Annotated in this window: 18 protein-coding genes; 9 read left to right on the forward strand and 9 right to left on the reverse strand. The window is 68.9% G+C overall.

Annotated features, from left to right (window positions below):
* Both ACNA7R_RS07430 and ACNA7R_RS07435 read left to right on the forward strand, forming a co-directional pair.
* A partial coding sequence (locus ACNA7R_RS07430; protein ID WP_416282935.1) for a hydrogenase iron-sulfur subunit occupies positions 1-1,776 on the forward strand: 1,776 nt, incomplete at its 5' end.
* A 5-nt stretch (positions 1,777-1,781) separates the two neighbouring features.
* Positions 1,782-2,408, forward strand: a complete 627-nt coding sequence (locus ACNA7R_RS07435) for a TorD/DmsD family molecular chaperone (protein ID WP_416282936.1) — start codon at positions 1,782-1,784, stop codon at positions 2,406-2,408.
* A gap of 346 nt (positions 2,409-2,754) precedes the next feature.
* Here the strand turns inward: ACNA7R_RS07435 and ACNA7R_RS07440 are convergent, their stop codons facing one another.
* The 7 genes from ACNA7R_RS07440 to ACNA7R_RS07470 all read right to left on the reverse strand — a co-directional run bounded on the left by ACNA7R_RS07440 (position 2,755) and on the right by ACNA7R_RS07470 (position 7,687).
* Positions 2,755-2,919: a hypothetical protein gene (locus ACNA7R_RS07440; RefSeq protein WP_416282937.1), complete on the reverse strand. Its 165-nt coding sequence runs from the start codon at positions 2,917-2,919 to the stop codon at positions 2,755-2,757.
* Between the two features lie 51 nt (positions 2,920-2,970).
* Positions 2,971-3,306, reverse strand: a complete 336-nt coding sequence (locus tag ACNA7R_RS07445; RefSeq protein WP_416282938.1) for a hypothetical protein — start codon at positions 3,304-3,306, stop codon at positions 2,971-2,973.
* Position 3,307: 1 nt separating this feature from the next.
* Positions 3,308-3,568: a hypothetical protein gene (locus ACNA7R_RS07450; protein WP_416282939.1), complete on the reverse strand. Its 261-nt coding sequence runs from the start codon at positions 3,566-3,568 to the stop codon at positions 3,308-3,310.
* 70 nt (positions 3,569-3,638) lie between these two features.
* The gene (locus ACNA7R_RS07455; RefSeq protein WP_416282940.1) at positions 3,639-4,361 is read right to left on the reverse strand and encodes a hypothetical protein; all 723 of its coding nucleotides are present in this window, start codon (positions 4,359-4,361) and stop codon (positions 3,639-3,641) included.
* Positions 4,358-6,118 carry an aldehyde ferredoxin oxidoreductase family protein gene (locus ACNA7R_RS07460; RefSeq protein ID WP_416282941.1) on the reverse strand — a complete coding sequence of 587 codons (1,761 nt, stop codon included), beginning with the start codon at positions 6,116-6,118 and terminating at the stop codon, positions 4,358-4,360. The genes ACNA7R_RS07455 and ACNA7R_RS07460 overlap by 4 nt, the downstream gene beginning before the upstream one ends.
* 67 nt (positions 6,119-6,185) lie before the next feature.
* Positions 6,186-6,914, reverse strand: a complete 729-nt coding sequence (gene yqeC / locus ACNA7R_RS07465; RefSeq protein ID WP_416282942.1) for a selenium cofactor biosynthesis protein YqeC — start codon at positions 6,912-6,914, stop codon at positions 6,186-6,188.
* A gap of 143 nt (positions 6,915-7,057) precedes the next feature.
* On the reverse strand, positions 7,058-7,687 hold the full coding sequence (locus ACNA7R_RS07470; RefSeq protein ID WP_416282943.1) for a hypothetical protein: 630 nt from the start codon (positions 7,685-7,687) through the stop codon (positions 7,058-7,060).
* A gap of 182 nt (positions 7,688-7,869) precedes the next feature.
* On the opposite strand from ACNA7R_RS07470, the gene ACNA7R_RS07475 reads away from it, so the two are divergent.
* From ACNA7R_RS07475 to ACNA7R_RS07485, 3 genes are all read left to right on the forward strand, one after another.
* Positions 7,870-9,807: a S9 family peptidase gene (locus ACNA7R_RS07475; protein WP_416282944.1), complete on the forward strand. Its 1,938-nt coding sequence runs from the start codon at positions 7,870-7,872 to the stop codon at positions 9,805-9,807.
* Positions 9,808-10,144: 337 nt separating this feature from the next.
* On the forward strand, positions 10,145-12,304 hold the full coding sequence (locus tag ACNA7R_RS07480) for a hypothetical protein (RefSeq protein ID WP_416282945.1): 2,160 nt from the start codon (positions 10,145-10,147) through the stop codon (positions 12,302-12,304).
* 172 nt (positions 12,305-12,476) lie between these two features.
* Entirely contained in the window at positions 12,477-13,511 is a 1,035-nt protein-coding gene (locus ACNA7R_RS07485; RefSeq protein WP_416282946.1) for a lysylphosphatidylglycerol synthase transmembrane domain-containing protein, read from the forward strand.
* Here ACNA7R_RS07485 and ACNA7R_RS07490 read toward each other — a convergent pair.
* Positions 13,508-14,569 carry an NAD(P)-dependent glycerol-1-phosphate dehydrogenase gene (locus tag ACNA7R_RS07490; protein ID WP_416282947.1) on the reverse strand — a complete coding sequence of 354 codons (1,062 nt, stop codon included), beginning with the start codon at positions 14,567-14,569 and terminating at the stop codon, positions 13,508-13,510. The two genes, ACNA7R_RS07485 and ACNA7R_RS07490, sit on opposite strands and share 4 nt — an antisense overlap.
* 165 nt (positions 14,570-14,734) lie before the next feature.
* Positions 14,735-15,724, reverse strand: coding sequence for an NAD-dependent epimerase/dehydratase family protein (locus ACNA7R_RS07495; protein ID WP_416282948.1), 990 nt, complete (start codon positions 15,722-15,724; stop codon positions 14,735-14,737).
* Between the two features lie 163 nt (positions 15,725-15,887).
* On the opposite strand from ACNA7R_RS07495, the gene ACNA7R_RS07500 reads away from it, so the two are divergent.
* From ACNA7R_RS07500 to ACNA7R_RS07515, 4 genes are all read left to right on the forward strand, one after another.
* Positions 15,888-16,061: a hypothetical protein gene (locus tag ACNA7R_RS07500; RefSeq protein ID WP_416282949.1), complete on the forward strand. Its 174-nt coding sequence runs from the start codon at positions 15,888-15,890 to the stop codon at positions 16,059-16,061.
* A 40-nt stretch (positions 16,062-16,101) separates the two neighbouring features.
* Positions 16,102-16,527: a GIY-YIG nuclease family protein gene (locus ACNA7R_RS07505; RefSeq protein WP_416282950.1), complete on the forward strand. Its 426-nt coding sequence runs from the start codon at positions 16,102-16,104 to the stop codon at positions 16,525-16,527.
* Between the two features lie 48 nt (positions 16,528-16,575).
* Entirely contained in the window at positions 16,576-17,178 is a 603-nt protein-coding gene (locus tag ACNA7R_RS07510) for a peroxidase-related enzyme (protein WP_416282951.1), read from the forward strand.
* Between the two features lie 98 nt (positions 17,179-17,276).
* Positions 17,277-17,747: a hypothetical protein gene (locus tag ACNA7R_RS07515; RefSeq protein WP_416282952.1), complete on the forward strand. Its 471-nt coding sequence runs from the start codon at positions 17,277-17,279 to the stop codon at positions 17,745-17,747.
* Positions 17,748-17,768 lie beyond the last annotated feature (21 nt).

A 17,768-nucleotide genomic window follows, 5' to 3' on the forward strand; every position in this document is an offset into this window, starting at 1 on the left:
GCGGTGGCCGCCACGCTCGAGTCGGTGAGCCAGCTCCCGTCCGTCGCGGTCGTCGGCGACCCCGAGACCGCGGCCGGGCTCGCCGAGGGCGCCGACGTGACCCTGATCGCGGACGGCCGGGACTTCGCCGACACCGAGTACGACCTCGACGACGTCCGGATCGAGCGGGGCCGCGTCGTCGAGGTCGAGGGGAGCTTCGGCGAGTTCGAGCTCACCCTTCGGAGTCTGGTCACCGACGACTGCATCTCCTGTATGGAGTGCGTCCACGAGGCACCCGACGGAAAGGCGACCCGCTACCCCGTCGACCTCGACCCCGATGTCGACGACGACTCGTTGCCCGAACTCTGCCCGACCGACGCCATCGAACTCGAGGGCGTCGAGCGCACCCTCGAGGCCGACCAGGTCGTCTACCCCGACGCGACCGACTCGGCCCGCGGCGGGCGGATCGGCTTCTACACCGCGCCGATCACCCCTGCGAAGGTCTCGGCGATCGAACGCCAGCTCGGCGGGATCACGAAACCCGAGTTCCTGGACCTCGAGATGGACGTCTGCGCCGCGGGCGACTCGAGCCAGATGGGCTGTAACGAGTGTGTCGAGGCCTGCCCCCACGGCGCCGTCGAGCGCGCGCGGATCGACGAGGTCGAGTTCCACGAGGCGCTCTGCCAGAACTGCGGCGCCTGCACGAGCTCCTGTCCCACCGGCGCGACCCGGCTCCGCGAGCCGAGCAACGAGCGCATCGCCCGCGAGGTCGAGGCGCTCGTAGTTCCCGACGAGGTCGAGCGAAGCTGGATCCCGGGCCGCTCGAGTTCGGGGATCGACGACGCCGTCGTCGCGTTCGTCTGCTCGGAGCGCGCCGAGGACGCCGTCCGGGAGTACGGCCGGCTCGCGGCCGCGGGGAAAGCCGACGTCGACTACCCGCCGATCCTCCCCGTGCGGGTCAACTGCACCGACACCGTCGGCGAGGCCCACGCGATGCACGCGCTGGCGTCCGGCGCCGACGGCGTCGCGATCGTCGGCTGCGGCGGGAGCTGTCTGCACTCCGGGCCGGATCCGAAGGCCGAACTCGTCGACCGCCTCGAGCGGGCGACGACCGATCTCGGCCTCGGGAAGCGCGTCGAGTTCTTCGCCCCCTCGGCCGACGACCCCGACGAATTCGTCGACTCGCTGACGGCGTTCGTCGACGGGCTCGAGCCGACGCCCGTTCCCGCGGGCGAACACGAGGCCGAGGGCGGCATCGACGACCCCGACCGCGAGAACCCCCCCTTCGACAGTCACGGCTGGACCCTCGAGAGCGTCCGGGCGATCCTCGCACACGTCGAGCCCGAGCGGCGGGTGATCCGCGGGCTGAAGGACTTCGGCGTCGTCGACGTCAGCGACGCCTGCACGCTCACCCCGACGTGTTCGAACCTCTGTCCGACCGACGCGCTGCGCCGGACCGAGACCGGCCTCGAGTTCAACCACGAGCGCTGTGTCAACTGCGAACTCTGCGAGGAGGGCTGCATGGAGGACGCCATCACCGTCGAGCAGGGGCTCGATCTCTCCCTCCTGCCGGAGAACCGCGACGACGAGGACCCCGCCTGGTCGACGGTGTTCGAGGGCTCGATGCTCGAGTGTCGCAGCTGCGGAAAGGAGTTCACCAGCGAGCGCTCGGCCGAGCGGATCAAGGGCGAGGTCGGCGACCTCGTCTCGGGGATGGCCCCCCACGCCGAGGGGAGCGTCTTCGACTACTGTTCGGACTGTCGATCGAAGTTACTGTACCGCCGGAACGACGAGTGATCGATATGGATATGGAAGCGATCTACGAGGCTCGGCTCGATCTGGTCGAGTTCCTCGTCGCGGCGACCCACGACGCGCCGGGCGAAGCGTTCGTCGAGGACGTCCTCGAGGGTGACGTCACCGGCCCCTCCGGCACCGTCAACGAGGAGCTCGAGACCGGGTTCGCGCTGCTCGAGGAGTTCATCGAGGCGAACCGGGACCGACCCATCGAGGACGTCGTCGACGACCTCGAGGTCGAGTACACCCGACTGCTCGTCGGTCCCCGCCCGCCCGTGATCCCCCACGAGACCTACGTCCGCGAGGAGATGGAGTACCTCGGCGAGGGGCTCCCGAAGGTCAAGGCCAGCTACGGCGCTGCGGGCTGGAGCCCGCCCGAGAACTACCCCGAGGAGGCCGACCACGTCGCGGTCGAACTCGCCTTCCTCCGGTACCTGATCCGCTCCCAGCACCAGGGTCGCGAGGAGGCACTCGGCTACCAGCGGGTGTTCCACGAGGAACACCTCACCCACTGGCTCGAGGACTGCGCGCTCGAGATCGCCGAGAAAACTAACGAGACGTTCTACGAGGCCGTCGGCCACCTGCTGGCGGGATACAACGAGTTCGAGGAGGAGATCGCGATGCAAGTCAGCTGATCGGCGGTACCGATAGTCCGTAGGACGGATTTTCGCTCAGTTGTAGTGACGGATCCGTATCGGCCGGTTCGTTACGTAGAGAGTGCAAACTGCTCGCTTCGCTCGCAGTTTCTACTGGGCGAACGGCCGTCCGAGACGCGCGACAGCGCGTCTCTCTGCGGGACGACGATCGAACCGCGAGCGAAGCGAGCGGTGAGTGAGTCGTCTCTACCGAACGCGAGTTTCACGTGCGTTCTGAACGCCGAGATCAGCTCTGTCTGCCGCTTCGGTAACCGAGAGGTGACTTCCTCGAGAGGAGGGCGTGAAGCACCGAAAAGGTCGACCGAAAACGCGGTGTCGACGTCCGCTACTCGTCGTCGTCGCTTCGTTCCTTCTCCTTGAGTTCCTCGGGGAACTCGACGACGCCGTCGACCTCGTCGTCCGCGATCACGTGCGCGCCGGTGTGGGTCCAGGACTTGCGGTCCGCCTCGTCGCCGTCTTTGGGGGTCCAGTTGGTGTGTCGCCGTGGCATGCTGTCCGTGGCTACCGGGCCGGGCCGTAAAACAGTTTTCCGTCCGACTGGTCAGTTCGAGTCCTCGAGAAAGGCGCGGGCGAACAGGTCGACGTGCAGTTTCAGCAGTCGGTCGGGCTCGAGCCCCGTCTCCGCGCTCTGGTCGGTCAGGAACGCCCCGAGGTCGTCGCTGGGCTCGTAGACGATCGTCTCGTCCTCGAGGTCGAACTCGACCGCGGTCGCACCGGAGACGAGGTGTTCAATCTCGAGCAGCGCCTGCTCGACTTTCGCCTCGACCGCGGCCGACCCCGTCATCACCCGGGCGTCGCCCCACTCCTCGGCGGCTGCCAGAAAGCGGTCGCTCAGGTCGAACGACAGCGCGTCGGCTGTCGGTGTGTCGCCGGCCATCTCACTCGCTCGGCGGGAACTCCTCGGGACCCGGGTTCGGCTCGCCGAGTTCGCCGTAGAGCAGGACGGTCGCCAGCGCGAGCACGAACATCACGCCGAGGCCGATCAGGCCGACGACGCCGGTCTGGCCGACCCAGTCGCCGTAGACGATACCGCCCATGCTCGAGGAGACGTTCAGGATCGTCAGAAACGTCCACGCCCCGAAGACGAGCAGGCCGACGAGCACGAGCGGGTTCTGTCGAAACGCCGTTCGAAGTCCCATGTCGATCCGAGTGAATCAGGTCGAGGGGTAAGAACGTTTTGAAGATCGTGATGAACAGTCGGATGCGTTGTCAGGATTTCAGTCCCCAGTCGGCGGCCTCCGCGGCGGCCTCGATCGGGATGAACTCCCAGTCGGCGGCCTCCGCGATCGGTTCCTCGTCCTCGAGGCCGATGACGACCATCCGCTCGGCGTAGAACATCGAGGTCGTGTCGATCTCGCGGAGCCGTTCGGCGGGACTCGTCCCGCTGCCGGTGAAGAAGTCGGCGTCGATCGTGTTCGTCCGCTGGAAGTTCGTGATGGCGTGGGTCTCGACGTCGCCGACGATCCCGATCCAGTCGGCCCAGGAGGCGGCGTCCGCGAAGACGGCCGCGGGCGTCTCGAGCCGCTGAACCGCCCGGTAGGTGAACGCGACCGTCATCTCGTCGGCGCCGCCGCCGTGGGGGCCGTCGGCTGCCGAGCCGGCCGGACGGGGTTCGGCCGTCGTCCCCGTCGTATCGACCGGCCCGCCCGCACCGGCCCCGCCGCCTTCGGTCGGAATCCCGACCGGGCTGTCCCGGTTCGCCCGCGGAACGTGGGGTGCGGGCGGGGAGTCGTCGTCGGCAGCCGACTCGTCGGTTCCCACCTCAGCCGTACCGTCGTCCGGCTCGACCGCGGGACCGGTCGTCTCCGGACGGTCGGGTTCCTCGTCGGGACTGCCCTCGCCGCGCCAGAGCCAGTCGCCGCGGTTCGGTTCCTCCGTCTCCTCGTCCTCGTCGCCGACGTCGAGTTCGTCGAGGTCGATTCGTTCGGTCATCGGTGGTAGTCTGACTCGAGGTCCTCGAGCCCGTAGCGTTCGATCGTCTCGCGGGTCGGTCGGCCCTCCGCGTCCCAGCCGCGTCGCTCGTAGTAGCGCTCGAGGGTCTCCTCGAAGCCGGCCGCGTCGATCGCCGCGCCGTCGTTAGGACCACCCTCGAGCGGTTCCGTGAGCCGCTCCGGCAGCGCGTCGTCCTCGCGCGAAAAGCCCTCGCGGCAGTTGAAAAGCCGGATCAGCGTCCAGATTCGCGCACCGGCCCGGCGGAGCGCCTCGGGGTCGTAGTCGCGGCCGATCGCGGCGAGCCAGTCGGCACCCAGCGTCGCCGAGAGCGCCTCGCCGAAGAAGTCGTCGGCGATCAGGCTCCAGAGCACGGCGCGGCGGTCCTGCTCGGCGATCACCCTGTTCACGCGGTCGACGGCGCTCCAGTCGGTGCCGCCCAGCGCCTCGACCTCGACCGGCCGGGCGCGGCGGTGGCAGGCGCCTCGGTCGCTGGTCGCGTAGGCGAGCGCCATCGCTGACGCCCCGCGGGGGTCGTAGGCCGGCAGCGCCATCCCCTTCACCGAGGGAATCAGGTCGGCGCCGCCGTACTCGGCCGCGGCCGCGTCGACGCCGTCCGCGAGGGTATCGCCGAGCGGGCTCGAGCGACGAGCGATCTCCTCGATCAGCTTCCTGGCACCGGCCTCGTCGCCGAACTCGAGGTCGCGATCGATCAGCCCCTCCTGGCTCGCGCGGATCGCCCAGGCGACGGCGTTGCCTCCCGAGATGACGTCCAGCGCGAGCCGATCGCAGACCGATCCCAGGGTGGCGACGGCGTCGAAGTCGTCGATTCCCAGGCCCGCACCGAGCGAGATCGGGGTCGATCCCCGCGGAACGCTCTCGCCGTCGTCGCTCTCGACCTGGAACCCGCCCGGCACCGGCTCGTCGGCTCGCTCGCGGTCGTGGGACGCGTCGCGGACGGCCTCGATACCGATCTCGTCGGCGCCGTCGAACCGGCCTTCCTGCCAGCCGCGGGTCGGGAGGACGCCCACCTCGTTCGCGAAGTCGATCGTCTCGAGGGTCTCGCTGGCGGCCTGCCAGCGGCCCGTGTCGTCGGTCGCAAAGGCCTCCTCGTACCGTCGGTGGAGTTCTCGGAGGTCCTCGTCGAGTTCGGGGGGATCGTCGTGAGCGACCAGGGCCTTCAGCCGCTTTGCGCCCATCACCGCGCCCGCGCCGCCCCGGCCGGCGTGGTGGTCGCCGCCGTCGGAGGCGATCGTCGCGTAGGAGACGCCGTGCTCGCCCGCGGGGCCGATGCAGGCGACCGCGGCCTCGCCCGCTCGCTCGTCGGTCCCGCGGGCGTCGAGTCCCCACCAGTCCTCGGCGGGTTCGATCGAGACCTCGCCGCCCTCGATCTCGAGTCTGACGGGACGATCCGCTCGCCCGGTGACGAGGATTCCGACGTGGTCCTCGAGCGAACCCGCGAGCCGGCCGGCCATCGAGCCGCCGGCGTAGGAGTCGAGAAACGCCCCGGTCAGGGGCGATTTGGTGACGACGACGGATCGCTGCTCGCCGGGCAGGAGACCGGTCAGCGGACCGGTGAGAAACAGCAGGACGTTCTCGTCGCCAAGCGGATCCGTGCTCGGCTCCAGCTCCTCGTAGAGGTAGCGAGCGCCCAGTCCCTTCCCGCCGACGTACCGTCGGCGCCAGGACTCCGGTACCGGTTCGGACGCGACGGACTCGGCCCCGAGATCGACGCGGACGAGAGTCTCCCCCGTTTCCATGCAGTCCCGTGATCGTAACCGCCGAGCGATAGTTAAAGCTCTCGGCTGCGATCGCCGTCGAACGGAGTCACACGACGTCGACGACCGGCTCGTCCTCGAGCAGCCGCGTCAGCACGACCCGGTCGACGTCGCGACGATCGTAAATTTCGGCCGCGATCTCACGGGCCGTCGCCTCGAGGTCGGGCGTGTCGACCATGTTCACGAGCGGGATCACCCTCGCGCCGTCGGGGACGTCCTTACATCCGCCCCGGTCGCTCGCCACGGCGGTCGCGACGTCGCTCGCCGAGATCCGATCGCCGGGCTCGAGGTCGGTGATCGCCGCGACCCGCTCGGGGCGGTGGACGTGCTCCTCGCCGAGTCGCTCGCCAACGACTTTCGCGCTCGCGATCGGGACGACGACGTCGGTCGCGGTCGGAAGCTGTGGCTCGTCGTCGTTGGGCGCCTTGAACCAGCGGGTGCGGGCGCCGTCGGCCTTGACGACCACCGACGTCTCCGCCTCGAGGTCGGCTACGAACTCGTCGACGGTTTCGGGGTCGTAGCCGAGGTAACGGTCCGAGCCCTCGCGGCCGGCGACGAGCCCGATCGGCCACGCTTCCGCCGACTCGATCGCCTCGAGCGGGCGATCCGTGACGATCACGTCCTCGACCTGTTCCTTGAACGGCGGGATGCGAACGGTGGCGGTGACGATCGCGCGCTCGAGGCGATCCGCGAGCGCGTACAGCGTCGACTTCTTGCCGCCCGCGCCGACGACGCAGGTGACGTTACCGCGGGCGGTCAGCGCCTCGGGGAGATCCATAGCGATAGCCGAAACGTCGGAGCGAGCGCACTTGTAGCTGCGTGTCCGATCCGACGCGGTAGAGAGAGGGAACTCACGCCCGCCGTCGCACGGGAACGACGGACGATCTGCCGGAGGGGGCGACGGGGCTCGAGCTACCGCCGTCAGTCGTCATCGTCGTCGTCTTCATCGTCGTCATCATCATCGTCGTCCTCGTCGTCGTCCTCATCGTCGTCGTCATCGTCGTCGTCATCGTCGTCGTCCTCATCCTCGTCCGCTTCTTCCTCCTCGTCCTCTTCGTCGTCCGCTTCTTCCTCCTCGTCCTCCTCGTCGTCGCCGTCCTCATCGTCGCCTTCGTCCTCGTCGTCGCCCTCATCATCGTCTTCGTCGTCCTCGGTCGACGATTCGTTTCCGTCGGTCTCGTTTCCACCCGACTCGTCGTCGTCCGATTCGTTCCCGTCGGTGTCGTCATCCGACTCGTCGCCGTCACTCGCGTTCTCGTCGGGCCCGTCGTCCTCGGGCTCTCCCCAGTCGACTTCCGCTATTTCGTCGTCGGTCTCCTCGTCGTCCGAATCGGTAGCGTCGATCGCCTCGGAGGGATCGTCCTCGAGCCCCGGCAGGTCCTCGCTGTCGGCGTCCGTCTCGGCGCTCGAGGCGTCGCCGCTGAGTCCGAGCCCCAGGGTAACGCCGGCGATCGTCATCCCGAAGACGACGAGGACGGCGACCGCCGTGACGAGCACCGCTCCGACGGATCCTCCGTCCGGCTTCCGGTCGTACCCGCGCGTTCCCGGCATCGTACCCGACGTACGCACCCCGGTCGGTATTGTTAAGCACCGCAAACCTCCGGTCGGCCGGCGCACGAGGGTGACGCCGACGGATCGGCCTCGCGTCGTCGGGCGTAGGCGGCGACTACCCGGATCGGTCGCCGGGTTCCGGGACCGAAACGACTACCGGGTCGCGTTCGTACCACCGTCTCATGGGACGCTACGACATCGAACGCTACCTCAACGTTCGCAGCGCCTACGGGACCTCCTTCGGTCCCGACGGCGAGCGACTCTCCTTCCTGATGGACACGACGGGCGTCGCCCAGGTCTGGACGCTCGAGGGGCCCCGCGAGTGGCCCGAGCAGCGCACGTTCTACGACGAGCGGATCACCTTCGCCTCCTGGTCGCCCGAACGGCCCGAGCTGATCTTCGGGATGGACGAGGGCGGCAACGAGCGAGCCCAGCTCTACCGGCTCGACGCCGACACCGGCGAGATCGAGAACCTGACCGCGATGCCCGACGCGAAACACCGCTGGGGCGGCTGGAGTCACGACGGCGACCGCTTCGCGTTCGCCTCCAACCGCCGCGACGAGTCAGTGTTCGACATCTACGTGCAGGACCGCGATGAGACTGGGGACGACGCCCGGCTCGTCCACGAGGGCGACGGCTGGCTCTCGCTGTCGGGCTGGAGCCCCGACGACTCCCGACTGCTCGTCTCGCAGGCGTACTCCAACTTCGATCAGGACCTGTACGTCCTCGACCTCGAGACCGGAGCACTCGAGCACCTCACGCCCCACGAGGGCGACGTCCGGTATCAGAGCGCGAGCTGGGGCCCCGACGGCGAGGGGGTCTACCTCGTCACCGACGAGGGCGACGCCGACACGCTCTACCTTGCGCATCTCGACCTCGAGGGCGGGGCGCAAAGCGCCCCGGAGACTCGAGCGGGGAGGGAAACGACCCGCGAGAGCGGCGAACTCGAGCCCGTCGTCGCCGACGAGGAGTGGAACGTCGACGGCATCGCGCTGGACGACGAGACGGGCCGGTTCGTCTACTCGAAGAACGTCGAGGGCTACACGGAGCTGACGGTCGGCGAGTTCGACGCCGACGAGCCGACCGAGTTCGAGACCTTCCCCGAACCCGATCTGCCGGGCGGCGTCGCCGGCGGCGTGAGTTTCGATCCCGACGCCGAGCGGTTCGCCATCTCGACGACCGGGGACACGGTCAACACGAACGCCTTCGTAGTCGAGTTCGAGACGGGCGAGACCGAGCGCTGGACCGCGGCGCCGACTGGCGGGATCCCGCCCGAGACGTTCGACGAGTCCGATCTGGTCCACGTCGAGAGCTTCGGCGTTGACGGGCAAAGCCCGTCCGCTCGTGGGACTCCGTCGGAGTCCCACGCTGGACTGGAAGTGCCCGGCTTCCTCACGCTCCCCAGCGAGGACGAGGCGAGCGAAACCGAGAGCGACGAGGGCGTCCCCGTGATCGTCGACATCCACGGCGGTCCCGAGAGCCAGCGCCGGCCGTCGTTCTCGAGCGTCAAACAGTACTTCCTCGACCGGGGGTACGCCTACTTCGAGCCCAACGTCCGGGGATCGGCGGGGTACGGCGCCGACTACGCCGCCCTCGACGACGTCGAGAGGCGGATGGACTCCGTGGCCGACATCCGCGCCTGCGTCGAGTGGCTGCAGGGCCACGAGGCGGTCGATCCCGACCGGATCGTCGCCAAGGGCGGCTCCTACGGCGGCTTTATGGTGCTCGCGTCGATGACGGAGTACCCCGAACTCTGGGCCGCCGGGATCGACATCGTCGGCATCGCCAACTTCGTCACGTTCCTCGAGAACACCGGCGACTGGCGCCGCGAGCTACGCGAGGCCGAGTACGGCAGCCTCGCCGAGGATCGGGAGTTCCTCGAGGAGATCTCGCCGACCAACAACATCGAGCAGATCGCAGCCCCGCTGTTCGTCCTTCACGGCGAGAACGACCCCCGCGTCCCGGTCGGGGAAGCCGAACAGATCGCCGAGCAGGCCGAGGCGCAGGGTGTTCCGGTCCGCAAGCTGATCTTCGAGGACGAGGGCCACGGCTTCTCGAAGCTCGAGAACCGCATCGAGGCCTACTCGGCGATCGCCGACTTCCTCGACGAGCACGTCTGAGACGCCTCCCGCGACCGCGGTTCTGCAGACGGCGTTTCTCCCGGGCGACGCGAGCGCGTCGCGGCGCCGCCGGATCGCATCGAGTACGCCCTCGAGGATAGTCCGAGTTTTACCCAGGCAGTTATGAGCAGAATACAACACTGTGTTGCTAGCTGTTTTTGCTGTGAGGGAATTTTCCGAAATTCACTAGATAATCAAACAGATATTCCCGTTCAAGCCGAACGTTTATTTTATTTCCATCTATGCTTTTTCGCAGACGCAATACCACGGAAACCGGAACGATCTGACTCGAGAGAGGCGTCGCTACGAAACCGACCGAACGTCCCACGATTCGAACATGGCTACCGAAAACGGAACCACGACGCGTCGCACCGTGCTGAAACTGACCGGAGCGGCCCTCGCGGCCGGCGGACTCGGCGCCGGCCCCGCGAGCGCGGAGTCGGACGACGGTTGGACCGAAACCGACGTTCCGCTGGACGCGGAGCTCTCGAGTGCGGCGATCTCGAGCCACGGGCCGGTCGCCGCCGGCGAGGGCGGCGTCGTCCTCGCTCGCCGGGTTACCGGCTGGGAGCCGATCATCGAGGTCGGTCCGACGACGGAGTCGAACCCGCTGAACGATATCGCGGTTACCAACGACGGCCGTCACGTCTGGTTCGTCGGGGGCAGCGGCGTCGTCGGCCGCTACGACGTCGAGGCCCACCAGCTCACGGACCACTCCGCGCCCGAAGTCGAGGAGGACGACGGAAGCACGACCGAGAAGACGAGCACCTGGGAGGCGCTCGACGTCGCCGGCGACGCGGGCGAGGAGCGAGTCCTCCTCGCGAACGGCTCCGGCGAGACCCTTCCCGGGGAACTGGCGGACGACGGCGGCGTCGACTGGGGGACGGTAACCGAACCGGGTGCCGGAACGACGATCACCGGCGTCTCGCTCTACGAGCGTGACGCGGGTTTCGTCGCCGACTCCGAGGGATCGGTCTACGAGACGACCGACGGCGGCGAGTCCTGGGACGATGAGGGCGTGCACGTCGCCGACGTCGGACTCGAGGACGTCGCGGCCACGGGCGAGAGCGACGCGACCGCGGTCGGCGAGAGCGGGTACATTTACGAGTACAACGATATCGGCTGGGACGAGTACGACGTCGGCGGCGAGACGGTCCTCGCCGTCTCCCGTGACGACGACGACGGACTGGCGGCGGGGGCCAGCGGCATCACCTACGAGCGAGCGGACGACGGAACGTGGGAGGAAACGGCACAGCCCGCCGAGAGCGACCTCCGGGGGGCGGCGCTCGGCACCGACGGCTTCCTCGACGTCGCGGTCGGCGCGTCCGCGACCGCGATCGAGCGCGGAAGCTACCCCGACGGGACGGAGCTTCCCCAGACGATCACTCTCTCGAAAGAGGTCCCCGCACCGATCGAGTACACCCTCGAGGTCGACGGCGAGGTCGCCGCGCTCGACGCGGACGCGGATATCGAAGACGGCACCGTCGAGGGAACTCTCGGCAACGGCGACGAACACGAGTTCGCCTTCGACGGCCGCGTCGACGATTTCGAGGTCTCCCGCGGCCCGCTTCCGCAGCTGAACGTCTCGGTCAACGGGCTCGAGGTGTCGCCGCTGCGCCTCTCCGACCGGGAGTGGTCGGCGGCGGACGTCCCGATCGAGAGCGCGCTGTACGGCGTCGCGGCCGCGAGTTCGCCGGTCGCCACCGGCGAGGGCGGCCGCGTGCTCCGCCGGGAGGACGACCAGTGGTACGTCGTCGTCGACGCCGGCCCGGCGGGTAACGAGAGCCCGCTAACCGACGCCGCGGCGACCGACGACGGCGACGCCGCCTGGGTTGCCGGCGGCAGCGGCGTCGTCGGCCGCTACGACCTCGCCGACGACGAACTCGAGGACTTCTCCGCGCCGATGGAGAAGACGAGCACCTGGGAGGCGGTCGCCGTCGGCGGCGACGCGGGCGGGGAGCGGGTCGTCCTCGCGAACGGCTCCGGCGAGGTGCTTCCCGGCGAGTACGACGGCGAGTCGGTCGACTGGGGCGACGTCGTCGAACCCGGCGGCGGCTCCAGCGTTGGGGGAGCGAGCTTCCTCGACGATTCGACGGTCTACGTCTCCGATACGAACTCGAAGATCTACCGCAGCGACGACGCCGGAGAGAGCTGGGCGGAGATCGGTATCGACGGCGGGAGCGTCGCGCTCACCGACGTCGCCGCGAGCGACGACGACGTCCACGCCGCGGGCGGCGACGGTTCGACGTTCCGGTACAACGGCGCCGTCTGGACCAAGAAGGCCGCAGCCGACGGGGAACTCCTCGGAGTGGACCGGCGCAACGACCGCGGCCTCGCCGTCGGCGGGAGCGCAACGGCTGCCACCCGACGGCTGTACGGCTGGGAAGCCGACGAGACACCCACCGACGCCGAGCTACAGGACGCCGTCCTGACCGACGACTTCCTCGACGTCGCGGTCGGTGGCGAGGGGACGATCCTCGAGCGCGACCGCCGGTAACCGTTCCGGGCGGGCCGAACTCGGCGTGGCCCAGACGGTGGCCTCAGTGCGAGTCTCGGCTCCGAGCCACCGACTCCGATCGACCTCTCGAGACACCGAACACACACTCGAGAGAGACATTCAGATCTGCGATTTCACCGACGTTTTTAGCGTCGGACCTGTACGACCGCCCATGCAGTGGCGGCGAGCGGTCGCCGGACTCGTCGTTGCCGTCGGCGTCGTGGGACTGTTCGTCTCCGGGGTCGGCTGGAACGAGGTACTCGAGCACGTGCGAGCGGCGCATCCGGCCTCACTCGCGGCCGCCCTCGTCGCGGGTCTCGGGATGCTCGCGCTCCGCGGGGCGCTAGTCAAGCGACTGCTCGCGCCGATCGACGGCGCGCCCGGCGGGACGACGTTCGCGACGGCGTACCTCTCGGGCTATTTCGCCCGCAGCGCCCTCCCGTGGGGGCGTTCGACCGGGACCCCGGTCATGGCCTACCTGCTCGCGCGGGACTCCGACTCGGAGTTCGAGGACAACCTCGCGGTCGTCGCCGCCGCGGAGGGGTTCAACCTCGTCGGCAGTCTGGTGCTCGCCGGGATCGGCGTGGTGATCCTCGCCACCGTCGGCGACGGCTCGATCGATACCGTCGTCGGCAGCCTCGCGATCGCCGGCGGCGGCGGCCTGCTGACCGCCGGCGCCTTGCTCGTCGTCTTCAATCGCGGCGCCGCACGGCGAGTCTCGTTCGGGCTCGCGGCCCGCTGTGAGACAGCCGTCGGCGCCTTGCCGCGACTTTCGAGCGTCGAGGGCCGTCTCACGGGTCGCATCGACGGCTTCTTCGGAACGCTCGAGGCGATCCAGGCCTCCCGACGAACGCTCGTCGTGGCGTTCGGGATCGCGGTCGCGAGCTGGGTACTCAACGCCTTACCCCTCTACTTCGGACTGCTCGCGCTCGGGGTCGACGTCCCGCTGGCGCTGGTGCTCGTTTGTGCGCCGCTTGCCTCCTTCGGCGGGATCGTTCCGCTGCCCGGCGGTAGCGGCGGGATCGAGGTCGTACTGGCGAGCCTGCTCGTCGCGACCGCCGGGGTTCCGGCCGACGTCGCGACCGCCGCCGCGATCCTCTACCGGCTGACGACCTACTGGGCCCACTTCGCGATCAGCGGCTGCGTGGCCGTGCTGGTCTCGGTGTTCGGCACGAAGCCCGCGCTGCCGATCGATCGCGGCCTCTAATCGATAACGCCGGTCTTCGTCGCGACCTCTCGAGCGGCCCGCTCGTTCATCCCGTTCCCCAGGATCGTGTAGCGGTCGCGAATCTCGTGGCAGGTCGTCAGCGCCTCGATGACGGTCTCGTCGTCGATGCCGAGTTCGGCCGCCGTCGTCGGCGCGTCGATGCTCGCCAGGGCGTCACGGATGTCGGTCCAGATCCCCCGCTCGCCCCCGTGGAGGTAGGCGGTCATGATCGAACCGACCCCGACCTGGTGGCCGTGCAGGGCGGCGCCGGGCTCGAGCCGATCGAGCTGGTGGGAGAAGAGGTGCTCGGCGCCGCTGGCGGGTCTCGAGGAGCCGGCGATGCTCATCGCGACGCCCGAGGACATCAGCGCCTTGGTGACGATCCAGGCCGACTCCTCGAGGCCGGGTCGGACGTGGTCGGCGTTGTCGACGAGGATCTCGGCGGTCATCTCCGAGAGGGCGGCGGCGTACTCGGAGTACTCGACGTTCTGAAGCCGGCGGGCCAGCCGCCAGTCCATGACGGCGGTGTAGTTCGAGATGATGTCGGCACAGCCGGCGGTCGTCAGCTCCCAGGGTGCCTCCGCGAGGACGCCCGTATCGGCGATCACCGCCAGCGGCGGTTCGGCGGCGACGCTGTGGCGGGTGTCGCCGTCGGGTACCGAGCCGCGGTTGCTGACGATCCCGTCGTGGCTGGCCGCGGTCGGCACCGAGAGAAAGCCCATCCCGAGGTGTTCGCTGGCCATCTTTGCGATATCGATCGCCTTCCCGCCGCCGATGCCGACGAGGTAGGAGACGTCTTCGGCCTCGGCCGTCTCGATGACCTCCTCGACGGCGTCGAACGACGCCGACTCGACGGTGACGACCACGGGCTCGACGCCGGCGGCCTCGAAGTCGGCCGCGATCGGCTCCGCCGCGACCCGACGCGGCGTCGGGCTGGTCACGAACAGCGGCCGTCCCTGCAGGTGGAGTTCGTCCACGGCGTCGACGACGTCCGACAGCACGTCGTGGCCGACGATGACGTTCCGCGGAAGGCGAATCCACGTCGACTTCTCGAACATACGGTAGCTGAGTCACCAGCGGAATATACGTGTTGTTGCTCGCCGACACGACCGCGACGGGCCCTCGAGGAGCGGTCGGGAATCATACGGTTTACTGTACGTCAGTACCGGCGCAACCGCCGCACGGGTCGCGGTTGCGCCGGTACATCGGTACAGCAATCCGTATCAGAAGGTGTCGAGGATCCCCAGTACGCGCTCCTCGCTCTCGCGGTCGGGCTCGTGTTCGCTGCCGTCGCGGTCGCTCTCGAGGTGGTCCTCGATCGAGCGGGCCATCGCCTCGTCGATCGGCGTCGACTCCCAGCCCAGGGCCGCGAGTTTGGCGGTCGAGAGGACGTGGGGATACTCCCGGTAGAGCACGTAATCGGCGGGCTCGATGTCGCCCGCCTCGAGTTCGCGGGGACCGGCGGTGACGACCTCGGCCGTGGTGTCCAACCGGTCGGCGATCAGATTCACCATCTCCTCGAGCGTGACGAGCCGTCTGTCGCCGACGTTGTAGGCCTCGCCGGCCTCGCCGCGCTCGGCGACGATCCGCAGGGCGCTGGCGACGTCCTCGACGTACGCGCGGTGCCAGAGGTTCGTCCCGTCGCCGGGGACGACGACCCGATCGAAGCGGTTGACGCGGTCGATCCAGAAGTCCAGTCGTTCGGTGTAGTCGTGGGGGCCGTAGACGATGCAGGGTCGGACGGCCATGGCCCGGACCCCGCGTTCCGCGGCGGCGAACACCGCCCGATCGCCCTCGGCCTTCCGCGGACCGTAGGTCGCGCCGGAGTCGTCGACCGCCTGCTCCGGGCTGCAGTCCGCGAGCGGCGTCTCGTCCTCCCGCTTGGGGATCTCCTCGCGGCCGTAGGCCGCGCCGCTCGAGACGAAGACGTAGGCCTCGCAGTCGTCGAAGATCCGGGTCGCCGCCTGGACGTCCTTCGGGTAGTAGGCGACGCAGTCGAAGACGGCGTCGGGGTCGACCTCGAGCGCGGCCGCCTCGAGCGCCGAGTCGTTCGTTCGGTCGCCCTCGATGCGGGCGACGCGGTCGTCGTCGGCGAAGGGGTTCTCGTGGCTCCCCCGGTTGAGGATCGTCACGTCGTAGCCGTGCTCGAGCAGTTCCTCGACGAGGTGGCGACCGATAAAGCGCGTACCGCCGATAACGAGTGCGTCGTCCATGATCGACGGTCGTCGCTTCGGGGGAAAACGGTGACGGACGCCGGTCGCTGGGGGTAGCGTGTGAGTCTCATGCAAGCGAACACACGCCCCGACCTTATCCGCCTCATCGGCCAACCCCCGTTCGGAGAGCGACAGCTAGCGAGCGCCCGCGAGTCACTCAACTATGACAGACCGAACCGACGACGAACGGCCGAACCGCGATCGAGGCACCGAGGACGCGACCGACGCCGAGACGGGAGATCGGTCCGGCGGCGGCCTCGAGCACGACCAGGATCGGCTCCGCGACGAGTCGGGCGGCTGGACCGAGGACGAGAACGACGTCGATCGCGAGCGGTAGGATCGCCGTTGTTTTCCTGACGTGGGGGGTAGCGATCGGTATGAGCGGGACCTACGTCCTTGCGATCGACGTCGAACGGCCGATCAGCGTCGCGGTCGGCGCGCTCGGCGAGTGCGAGTTCGCGGCCGAGACGTACGCCTACGTCGGCAGCGCGTTCGGCCCCGGCGGGTTCGCTCGCCTCGACCGCCATCGCGAACTGGCCCGCGGCGAGCGCGACGTCCGTCACTGGCACGTCGACTACCTGCTCGGCCACGAGGCGGCGACCCTCGCCGCGACCGCCCGATACCCCGACGCTGACCGGGAGTGCGAACTCGCGAAGACGCTTCCGGGCGAGGCGGTCCCCGAGTTCGGCGCCTCCGACTGCGACTGCGGGTCCCACCTCCTCGAGACGGCCGGGCTCGAGCGGCTGCTCGAGGCGGCCACGGACGCGGGGGGCGTCCTCGAGCCTGATCGAAGCGCCGACTGAGCGGGAGCGACACCGCATACTATACCGATCGCCCGCAAAGCCGGCCGTATGTCCGAGATGGACGACGACCCCGAACCCGAGCTGCGAGCAGACGCGATGGAGCGATTCCCGGTTCCCGACTACGGGGACCTCCCCGAGGATCTGCGGGAGCGGATCGTCGAGGAGACCGAACGAGCCGGCTTCACGCCCAACGTGTTCTCGGCGCTGTCGTACAAGCCGTCGCACTTCCGGGCCTTCTTCGCGTACCACGACGCCTTAGTCGAGGACACCGCCCTCGAGCGCGAGGAGATCGAGATGATCGTCGTCGCGGTCTCGGGCGTCAACCACTGCTACTACTGCAACGTCGCCCACGGCGCGCTCGTGCGTATCTACGCCGACGATCCGCTGCTGGCCGATCAACTGGTCGCGAACTACCGAACCGCGGACATCAACGACGCCCACCGGACGATGTTAGACGTCGCCGTGAAACTCACCGAGCGCCCGACCGAGGTCGAGGAGGCCGATCTCGAGGCCTTACGCGAGGCCGGCTTTAGCGAGGAAGCGCTGTGGGATATCGCCTCGGTGACGGCGTTTTACAACCTGAGCAACCGGCTGGCGATGTTCGCCGGGATGCGACCGAACGACGAGTTCCACACGTTAGGTCGCGAGTAGCGACCGTCACCCGTCCGCAGTTTTCCGGTTCGAGCCGGCGAGCGATCTGTTTCGTGAGCGGAAAATTCTTGTATAATAATAGGAAAGCCGAACGTACCGTGGATCCCGTCCCGACTCGAGCCGAGCGGATCGCGGCGATCGTCGCGATCCTCGCCGCGTTGCTACTGGTGCCGGCGGCCGCGTTCGGTTCCGGGATCACCGTCGTCGCCCTGCTGTTCGTCGCGTTCACCTGCGGAACGGTCGCGAAGGCGCGTACCGGCCTCGACGGCCTGCTGACGTTCGGTCTCCGATCGGTTCCCAATGACGACCCCGATGCCGAACGGTACCGCAAACGCCGGGAGCGCGAGGACGACCGGATTCGAGAGGCGGTTTCGTTCGACTACGATCCGCGACTCGACCGGCTACTGGCGGTCGGGCTGGCCGTCGCCGGCGTCGGCGCCCTGGTGGCCGTCGCGTCCGGCGTGGGAGACGGCGGACGGGCGACCGCGTATCTTCTGGGCGGCGCCCTGGTCGCGCTCAACTGCGCGCTGGTCGCCTACGCGACGTCGCACATGAACGCCGACGACTGAGGGGGAAAACGAGGAACGGAT

It is taken from the genome of Natronococcus sp. (assembly GCF_047921035.1).
In the GTDB taxonomy this organism is placed as follows: Archaea; Halobacteriota; Halobacteria; order Halobacteriales; family Natrialbaceae; genus Natronococcus.

Bases quoted from the DNA above. Each gene is read 5' to 3' on its own strand.
- ACNA7R_RS07435 (WP_416282936.1), top strand. From the start codon at position 1,782: ATGGATATGGAAGCGATCTACGAGGCTCGGCTCGATCTGGTCGAGTTC.
- ACNA7R_RS07440 (WP_416282937.1), bottom strand. From the start codon at position 2,919: ATGCCACGGCGACACACCAACTGGACCCCCAAAGACGGCGACGAGGCG.
- ACNA7R_RS07445 (WP_416282938.1), bottom strand. From the start codon at position 3,306: ATGGCCGGCGACACACCGACAGCCGACGCGCTGTCGTTCGACCTGAGC.
- ACNA7R_RS07450 (WP_416282939.1), bottom strand. From the start codon at position 3,568: ATGGGACTTCGAACGGCGTTTCGACAGAACCCGCTCGTGCTCGTCGGC.
- ACNA7R_RS07455 (WP_416282940.1), bottom strand. From the start codon at position 4,361: ATGACCGAACGAATCGACCTCGACGAACTCGACGTCGGCGACGAGGAC.
- ACNA7R_RS07460 (WP_416282941.1), bottom strand. From the start codon at position 6,118: ATGGAAACGGGGGAGACTCTCGTCCGCGTCGATCTCGGGGCCGAGTCC.
- yqeC (WP_416282942.1), bottom strand. From the start codon at position 6,914: ATGGATCTCCCCGAGGCGCTGACCGCCCGCGGTAACGTCACCTGCGTC.
- ACNA7R_RS07470 (WP_416282943.1), bottom strand. From the start codon at position 7,687: ATGCCGGGAACGCGCGGGTACGACCGGAAGCCGGACGGAGGATCCGTC.
- ACNA7R_RS07475 (WP_416282944.1), top strand. From the start codon at position 7,870: ATGGGACGCTACGACATCGAACGCTACCTCAACGTTCGCAGCGCCTAC.
- ACNA7R_RS07480 (WP_416282945.1), top strand. From the start codon at position 10,145: ATGGCTACCGAAAACGGAACCACGACGCGTCGCACCGTGCTGAAACTG.
- ACNA7R_RS07485 (WP_416282946.1), top strand. From the start codon at position 12,477: ATGCAGTGGCGGCGAGCGGTCGCCGGACTCGTCGTTGCCGTCGGCGTC.
- ACNA7R_RS07490 (WP_416282947.1), bottom strand. From the start codon at position 14,569: ATGTTCGAGAAGTCGACGTGGATTCGCCTTCCGCGGAACGTCATCGTC.
- ACNA7R_RS07495 (WP_416282948.1), bottom strand. From the start codon at position 15,724: ATGGACGACGCACTCGTTATCGGCGGTACGCGCTTTATCGGTCGCCAC.
- ACNA7R_RS07500 (WP_416282949.1), top strand. From the start codon at position 15,888: ATGACAGACCGAACCGACGACGAACGGCCGAACCGCGATCGAGGCACC.
- ACNA7R_RS07505 (WP_416282950.1), top strand. From the start codon at position 16,102: ATGAGCGGGACCTACGTCCTTGCGATCGACGTCGAACGGCCGATCAGC.
- ACNA7R_RS07510 (WP_416282951.1), top strand. From the start codon at position 16,576: ATGTCCGAGATGGACGACGACCCCGAACCCGAGCTGCGAGCAGACGCG.